Source organism: bacterium (genome assembly GCA_019912885.1).
Classification (GTDB): Bacteria; Lernaellota; Lernaellaia; order JACKCT01; family JACKCT01; genus JAIOHV01.
The window spans coordinates 1-6,959 of sequence record JAIOHV010000193.1; the positions used below are offsets into that span (position 1 = coordinate 1).

At 67.9% G+C, this 6,959-nt stretch carries 4 protein-coding genes; 1 reads left to right on the forward strand and 3 read right to left on the reverse strand.

Going from position 1 to position 6,959, the window contains the following annotated elements; translation table 11 throughout:
* Nucleotides 1-2,210, reverse strand: a 2,210-nt coding sequence (locus tag K8I61_16940) for a hypothetical protein (protein MBZ0273728.1), incomplete at its 3' end; no start/stop codon positions are given.
* Nucleotides 2,211-2,471: 261 nt separating this feature from the next.
* On the opposite strand from K8I61_16940, the gene K8I61_16945 reads away from it, so the two are divergent.
* Entirely contained in the window at nucleotides 2,472-2,783 is a 312-nt protein-coding gene (locus K8I61_16945) for a hypothetical protein (protein MBZ0273729.1), read from the forward strand.
* A 29-nt stretch (nucleotides 2,784-2,812) separates the two neighbouring features.
* On the opposite strand, the gene K8I61_16950 is transcribed toward K8I61_16945, so the two are convergent.
* On the reverse strand, nucleotides 2,813-4,498 hold the full coding sequence (locus tag K8I61_16950; protein ID MBZ0273730.1) for a hypothetical protein: 1,686 nt from the start codon (nucleotides 4,496-4,498) through the stop codon (nucleotides 2,813-2,815).
* 18 nt (nucleotides 4,499-4,516) lie between these two features.
* The gene (locus tag K8I61_16955) at nucleotides 4,517-6,808 is read right to left on the reverse strand and encodes a transglycosylase SLT domain-containing protein (GenBank protein MBZ0273731.1); all 2,292 of its coding nucleotides are present in this window, start codon (nucleotides 6,806-6,808) and stop codon (nucleotides 4,517-4,519) included.
* Nucleotides 6,809-6,959: the final 151 nt, after the last annotated feature.

Genomic DNA, 6,959 nt, shown 5'->3' on the forward strand with positions numbered 1-6,959 from the left:
GCGGTGACCGCCTCGACGAGCGCGTCGTACCGCGTCGCTTCGGCAAGCCCGCCGGCCTCGGCGCTTTCCGCGTCGGCGCCGGCGAGCGCCGCGAACACGAAATCCGTCTTCCCCTCTTCGCGCAGCATGACGCGATATCCCGTCTCGCCGTTCGAATTGTCGCGCCACGCGACGCGCAGGGATTGCGTTCCGAGCGGCGCGGCCGACAGGTTGTCGGGCGGCACGGCGAGCGACTGCGCCTTGGCAACGGCGGACGGATGGCGCTCGCCGCCGATCACCGATACCGCGCGGAAATAGCGCGACTCCGCCTCCGCGAGCCCCGTGCGCGTGTACCCCGTCGCGCCGGCCGCAAGCGACGCCGCGACGCTCCACGGTCCCGCCGGTTCGGCGGATTCCTCCACGTCGAATCCGTCCTCGCCGTCCACGAAATCGTTCCACGACAGCGAAACGGACGACGTGTCGATCGGTTCCGCGCGGAAGTTCGACGGCGCCTTCGCGGGCTCGACCGGCAGTTTCAGGAACGGATCGCCAAGCCAGATGTACATGTCGACGTTCGCCTCGGCGTATTGGCGGTACACCGGGTCCGCGGCATAAAACGCCAATAGCCGCGCGTTGGCGAGCGCGAGCACGTCGCCGAGCGTCGCGACGCCGTCGTCGTAGATCGACTCGAAAAGGAAGCGGTTGAAATCGTGGTTCGGCACGGTGTAGCTCGAGTGCACCGCGCCCACGAGCGCCGTCGCGCCGCCGTCCCGCGTCATCCACGCCTCGCCGAAGCTGCGCGCCGACTGCGTCACGTCCGCGTTGTCGCACGCGACGGCGAACACGATCGCCGGCCGATCCTCGTTTGCGAGCCCGGCGACCTGCTCGGCCTTGTAAAACTCCGAAGTCGACGACCACGTCAGCCAGCTCCACGCGTCGCCGTGCCCGCGGTAATTCACGATCATGCGCCCCGCGTCGATCTCGGACGTCAGAGTGGCGTTGGTGGCGTCCTCGCCGCCGTATTGCGTCGAAAACGACGGCGCCGCCAGCGCGTAAGTCCGGGTGCGGATCTGCTCGCTGACGGCCGTGTATTTTTCCGGATACCCCTGCTTGTGCGCAATCAGCACCGCCGTGCCCAGATAATCGCCCGCGTTCTCGCCCGCGCGCCAGTCGATGGTCTTCTGAACCATCAAGGCCAATTCGTCTTCGTTCGCGGCGGGGAATCGCCCGACGACGATGTCCGCGAGCTGGTCGTCGCCGTCAAGAAACGCATAGGGCCAATCGCTCGTAAAGCCGGTCGGACCCTCGGCGACGGGGATCTTCCCCGGGCCCGCGTCACCAACAAACACCACGCCGGCAAGCTGGGGCGGAGTCGCCGCGTCGTAAACGGACTGGATGTGCGCCTTGAGCGCCGTGCCCTCCAGCGCGCCGATGTCGCCGATCTTTTCCACCTCCACCGTCAACCCGTCCCCCTCGTAGAGCGAAACGAGCTCGGCGACCGACGGCGAATCGCCGTACGTGTCCTGCACGACGATGAGCACGTTCGTGTCCGCGCCCGGCGCGGGGGCGTTCGCGGCACCGTCCGGCGCCGGCGCGTTCAGAAGCGCGGCGGACATCGCGCGAGCGTGCGCGGCGTCGATCGACGCGACCGTTCCGCCGTCCCACGAGACGCGCACGCGCAGTTCCGTCGCCACGCGCAAGCGCCGCTTCGCGGCGTTGTATTGCGCGATGCCGAGCGTCAGCCGCGCCGTTTCGACGCCGCGCCAGCTCCCGACGCGTTCCACCGACGCGAGATTGGCGGGAAACCATTCGTTTTGCGTATAGGCGATCGGGTCCGCCGCCGCGGCCGGATCGGCTTGAAGATCCGTCACGAGCCGCGGCTGCGGCGCGAGATCGACATCTTGGTATTCCGCGAACGCGACGTGCTCGACCGCGACCAAAACGCGCGCCCCGCCCGGCACCGCCACAAGGCGCGTCATCGACGGCACGATCGGCCAGCCCTCGCGCCCGACGACCGACGCACCGGGAATCGAAACGGCGTCCCTCGCCCCATCGCGCTTGATGGCGACATCCCCGACGCGCACATCGACCGTCACGCCCGACGCATCCCGGGCGACCGCGCGCACGAGCGGATCATTCGCCGACGCGGGCGCCGTAGGGGCGACGGTCAGGGCAAGCACGATCACCGCCAGGACGGCGTGCCGGTGGTTTCGGAGACGACGACGGTTCAACAAGGACTTCCTCAAAGCGGGCGTTCGCCGAATTTTTCATTTTACGCCCCTTTTTGGCCCGCTCCAACCTCGCCCGACGGGGGCGATTCCTCGCCGCGACGGCGGATCACTTTTTATCCACGGGCGGCGATTTTGCGATCCATGACGCTCGTGGGACGGCACTTGTTTTTTTTCTTCCTGATAAAATTTCTCTTGATCTTCGCGTCAAATACGCGGGAAAATGTATATTGGAAGTTGGATCATGGGGGTGAAGCGCCCGCGATGAACGTCAGCGGCCTGCAAAGTCTTGCGATCGTACCCCTGCGCCCGGGCCTTCCGGGCACCGGCGGGGAGGATCGCCGCCCCGCGCTGCCGCGACGGGAGCAGGCGTTTATCGTCGGCGCCAGGGCGCCGGCGCCGGCCGTGGCGCGCGCGCCGCGCCTGACGATCACGGAACTTGGCCCCGACGCCCTGCGCCGCGACCATTCCCCCTGGCGCCGCTACATCCCCGCCCAGGCGGCGTTTTACGACGATGTCGAGCGCGCCTCGAAGGGCCTGAACGAAACCGGATTTCTCGTCGATCGCTACGCCTGATCCCCGGCGGACACCACCGCGCGATCGCCTTACCGATACAAATACATATCGTAAATCGCGCCGGTCGCGTAATTCGGCTCGCTGTTCCACACGAGGTGAAAGCGGCTCGGGTTTGACGCCGTCAGCCCGAGAAATCCTTCGTTCCAGTCCCGGATGACGACGACAACGCGCGGCCGGCGTTCGGCGAGTATCCCCGGAATCGCGGCCGGTCCCGCGTTTTCGATCGCAAGCCGCTCGGCGACCGAGCGATCGGTCAGGCCGACCATGTCGAGCACCCGGCGCCGGCTGAAGTAGATCAGCGCGCCGACATCGTGCGCCGCGACCAGATCGGTCTTGCGCGTGATCTTTTTGACGTGCTCCACCATCGGCATCAGGAAGTCCGCCGTCGTCTCCGTATCCTGCCGATACATCATGCGAAACCACGCCAGCGTCTCCGCGGCCTGAAACACGACGATTGCCGCGAAAAACAGCCGCGCCACGCGCCATCCCCACGCCTCGCGCGTACCGCCCGCGCTCCCGGCGAATCGCGCCGCCGCCTCGCGCGTGCCGATTTTCAATCGGCGATCTTCAATCTTCAATTTCCACGCCCACCGCGCGGCCGCCATCCCCTGATGCACCGCGCCCGTCGCGCCAAGCGCCAGCAGCGGCCACAGCGGATGCATGTAACGCGCCCGGTAATGCGCGAGCGCATCCGGGAAACGCACGAGGTACAGCGCGAAAAACGCGGCGACAAACGCGGCTTCCGCCCACCGCCGCGCCGCCAGCAATCCCGCGAGCGCCAGCACGCCGACCCATTGCGCCGAGTACAAAAAGATGAACATTGGCCGGCCAAGCTCGCGCGGATCGGGAAAAAACCACTCGCCCTTCTTGAAAAAGATCGACTTCGCGCTTGCCGTCGCCGGCAGCAGATGCCCCGTGGATGCGAGGTTCGCGATCAAAAACGGCGCCGCGATCGCAAGCGCGACGACGCCCGCGCGGATGAAGGGGGAGATCGCTTCGCGCTCAATCCGCCGCGCGCGTAAAACGCGAATCGCCGCCGGCATCCCCAACGCCGCCGCCGCGACAAACGCGCCCTCCGGCCGCGCCCCGATCGTCAACCCCGCAAGCAGGCCCGGGGCAATCCACGCGCGCCGCCGTGCGTCGCCGCCGCGCGCAAGCCCGTCCGCCATCGCGAACGCCGCGATCAAAAGCGCGGCGAACAGCGACGTCTCCATGCCGTTGCCGATGTCGAAAAGCATCGGTCCGCCAAGCGCGACAAGCCCCGCCGCGAGGAAAAACGCGCGCGTATCGCGGCACACGCGCTCCGCATAAAAACCGGTGACGACAACCGCCGCGAGAAACGCGGCAAACGAGATGACGCGCGCGGCCGTTTCCACGCCGATCACGGCGCCGAGCGCGCCGGTAACGAGCACGTGCAGCGGACTCGTCACGCCCGCGAGCGGCCGGCCGCGCACGACGGCAAGCTCGAAATGCTCCGCGACGTTGCGCGCCGCGGAAAGCGAGATGTAGCTGTCGTCGAAGGGGAAATAATCGCCGGCGGCGCGGCTCAGAAACAGAAGCGCGACAATGCTGGCGAGCGCCGCCGAAAGGACCGCGCGCGCGATCGGCCGGGCGAGAACGGCATGGATTCGCCCGGCCGCGGCATCCGCGCCGCGCGGGCCGAACGCCGCCGCCGCGATGAACGCGCACGCGCACAGGAGGTTGAGAAGAACCATCGCGCCGCGCGTTATCCGTCAGTTGTCGTCGTACGCGGACACGCCGCCGATGCGCCGGGTCAGGACGCGCAACTCGTTCGGGCGCTTCGAGTCGGGCTCGTCGCGGTACAGGCGCTGATACATCTCCCAATTGCGCAGGATGATCTTCACGTAGTTGCGCGTCTCGTCGAAGGGTATCATCTCGATCACCTCCTCCTGCGTGCGCCCCTCGTTCGCGCCCCACCACCGCGTCGCGCGCCCCGGCCCCGCGTTGTAGCCCGCGAGCGTGCGCGCCACGTCGTTGCCCGTCGCGTGATACGCGCGCGCGAAATACCACGTGCCGAAGTCCACGCTCGTTTTCGGCTCGTACAGGTTGTATTTGCCCTTGATGCCGCGCCGGTTCGCGATGTACCGGCCCGTCGCGGGGATCACCTGCATCAACCCCCGCGCGTTCGCGAAGCTGTGCGCGCCGGTCTGAAACGCCGACTCCTGCTTGATGAGCGCGATGACCAGAAACGGATCGAGATCCTTTTCCTTCGCGTTTTTCTCGATGAGGTCAAAGTGCAAAAAGGGGTATTGCCGGCGCGCGACAAGCCCGTCCGGATCCGACAGGCGCCGCGAGCGGATGAGCCGCGCGGAAAGATCGGCCGCCTTGATCGAACCGAGCTGGTCGCCCGCCGCCGCGTACGCGATCGACAGATAATACGGCGCGCGCGCGTCCGCGACGCCCTCGTCCATTTGCGCGAACACGACATCGCAAAGCCGCTCGGCGTGCGCGTGCAAACCGGCCTCGACAAGGACGAGCACGGCGGCCGTCACGTTGCGCGTGCGTTCCCACCCTTGCGTCGCCCACGAAATCAGCGCCCGCCGCGCGCCCTCGTCGATGTCGCCGCCGCCGCCCTCCTGCCGGTGCTCCTTCGCGATCGCCAAAACGCCCGGCCACATCGCCGCACCCGCGTCGCGCGAAAGATCGCCCCGGGCCGCCGTCGCGTCGCGCCCGAGCTCGGCCAGCCGCGCCTCCGCCGCGAGCCCGTAATACGTCCGCGGCCACACCTGCACCACCTGCGCGTATATCGCGGCGGCTTCGTCGGGGAGCTTCGAGCGCTCCAGCGCGCGGCCGCGCCAATACATCGCGCGGTCGCGGTCCTTGTGCTCCGGGTCTTGCTCGATCAGCTCCAGAAAATCCCTGGCCGCCAGATCGAACTTGCCCGACAGATAGCGTGCGAAACCCGCGTTCCACGCGGCCTCGTACGCAAGCCAGCCGCTTTTGGCGATGCGCGCGGCTTCTTCGTATTCGCGCGCCGCGGTTTCGTGATCGCCGTTGTCGATCGCGAACTTGCCGAGCGTGAAATGCGCCTCCGCCGCCGCGCGGCTTCCCGGCGCCATGCGCGCCGCGTTCGCAAGCGCCGCGCGACGCTCCGCGAGGCCCGCCTTTTCAAGCGCGCCGACGCGCGTCGCGTACACCACCGCCAGCGCGCGGTCCTCCGCCGTCGCGGTGTCGTGCCGCGCCGCGGACTTGTACGCCGAACGCGCCGAACCCCAGCGGTTGCGGTAGATGAGGCAACCCACGCCGCGCGTTTCGAGCCGCCGCGCCGTCGCCGTGCCGGGATAAATCGCCGCCGCGCGGTCCGCGATCCAGCCCGCGGTGATGAAGTGACCCTTGTCGAAATACGCGTCGAACAATTCGTCGAGGCGGCCCTGCGTGGGGTACGTCGGCGCGACGCCCTGCCCCTGCAACTCGCGGATCAAATCCCGCGCCCTCTCCGTTGCCGTTTTCTGGAAGCCCTCGTAGGCCACGCGTGACGCGTCGTCCATCGCCGGGCGAAGCCGCCCAAGCGCGCGATTGGCGAGCGCGCGCGCCAGCGTCCAGTCCCCCGGCTCTTCCTCCGGGCGCGCGGCGAGCCGCCGCTCGATCGCGTCGAGCGCCTCACCCGCCTGACCATTCGCCACAAGGCCAAGCACCATGCGAAGGCTCGCCTCGTCCGCGAACGGCGATTCCGGGTAGCGCTCCGCAAGACTTTTGGCCGAGTCCGCCGCGCCCGCGTCGTCCTTCTCGCCCACGGAGACGCGCATCATCTCGTACAAGGCGATCTCCGCCAGACGCGGGTCCGAGTCGATCACGTCCACGAACGCGAGATACGCATCGAGCGGCTTTTCGGCGTCGAGCGCGCGATACGCGGCGACAAACGAGTCCGCGCCCGCGGGTCGCGTCCACCCGTCATCGGCCGGCGAGTCGTCCTTCTTGTCCTTGGCAAACGCGCCTGCCGCGCCTAACGCGCACACCGCCAGCGCGGCGGCGCCGATCACCATCATGTCCCGGACTGTCTTCATGCTTCGTACGACCCGCGAAATAGAGATTTCAATGTACGGGGACACCCGCGCCGTTTCAAGGCGCACCGCGTCGCAAATCGCAGGAATCGCCGCTTGCCCGTACCCGGATGAATAGTCCGGAAGTCTTGTCATCCTGAGCGAAGCGAAGGGT

What these genes read in the sequence shown, in the direction of transcription:
- K8I61_16945 (MBZ0273729.1), top strand. Translation starts at nt 2,472, where the DNA reads ATGAACGTCAGCGGCCTGCAAAGTCTTGCGATCGTACCCCTGCGCCCG.
- K8I61_16950 (MBZ0273730.1), bottom strand. Translation starts at nt 4,498, where the DNA reads ATGGTTCTTCTCAACCTCCTGTGCGCGTGCGCGTTCATCGCGGCGGCG.
- K8I61_16955 (MBZ0273731.1), bottom strand. Translation starts at nt 6,808, where the DNA reads ATGAAGACAGTCCGGGACATGATGGTGATCGGCGCCGCCGCGCTGGCG.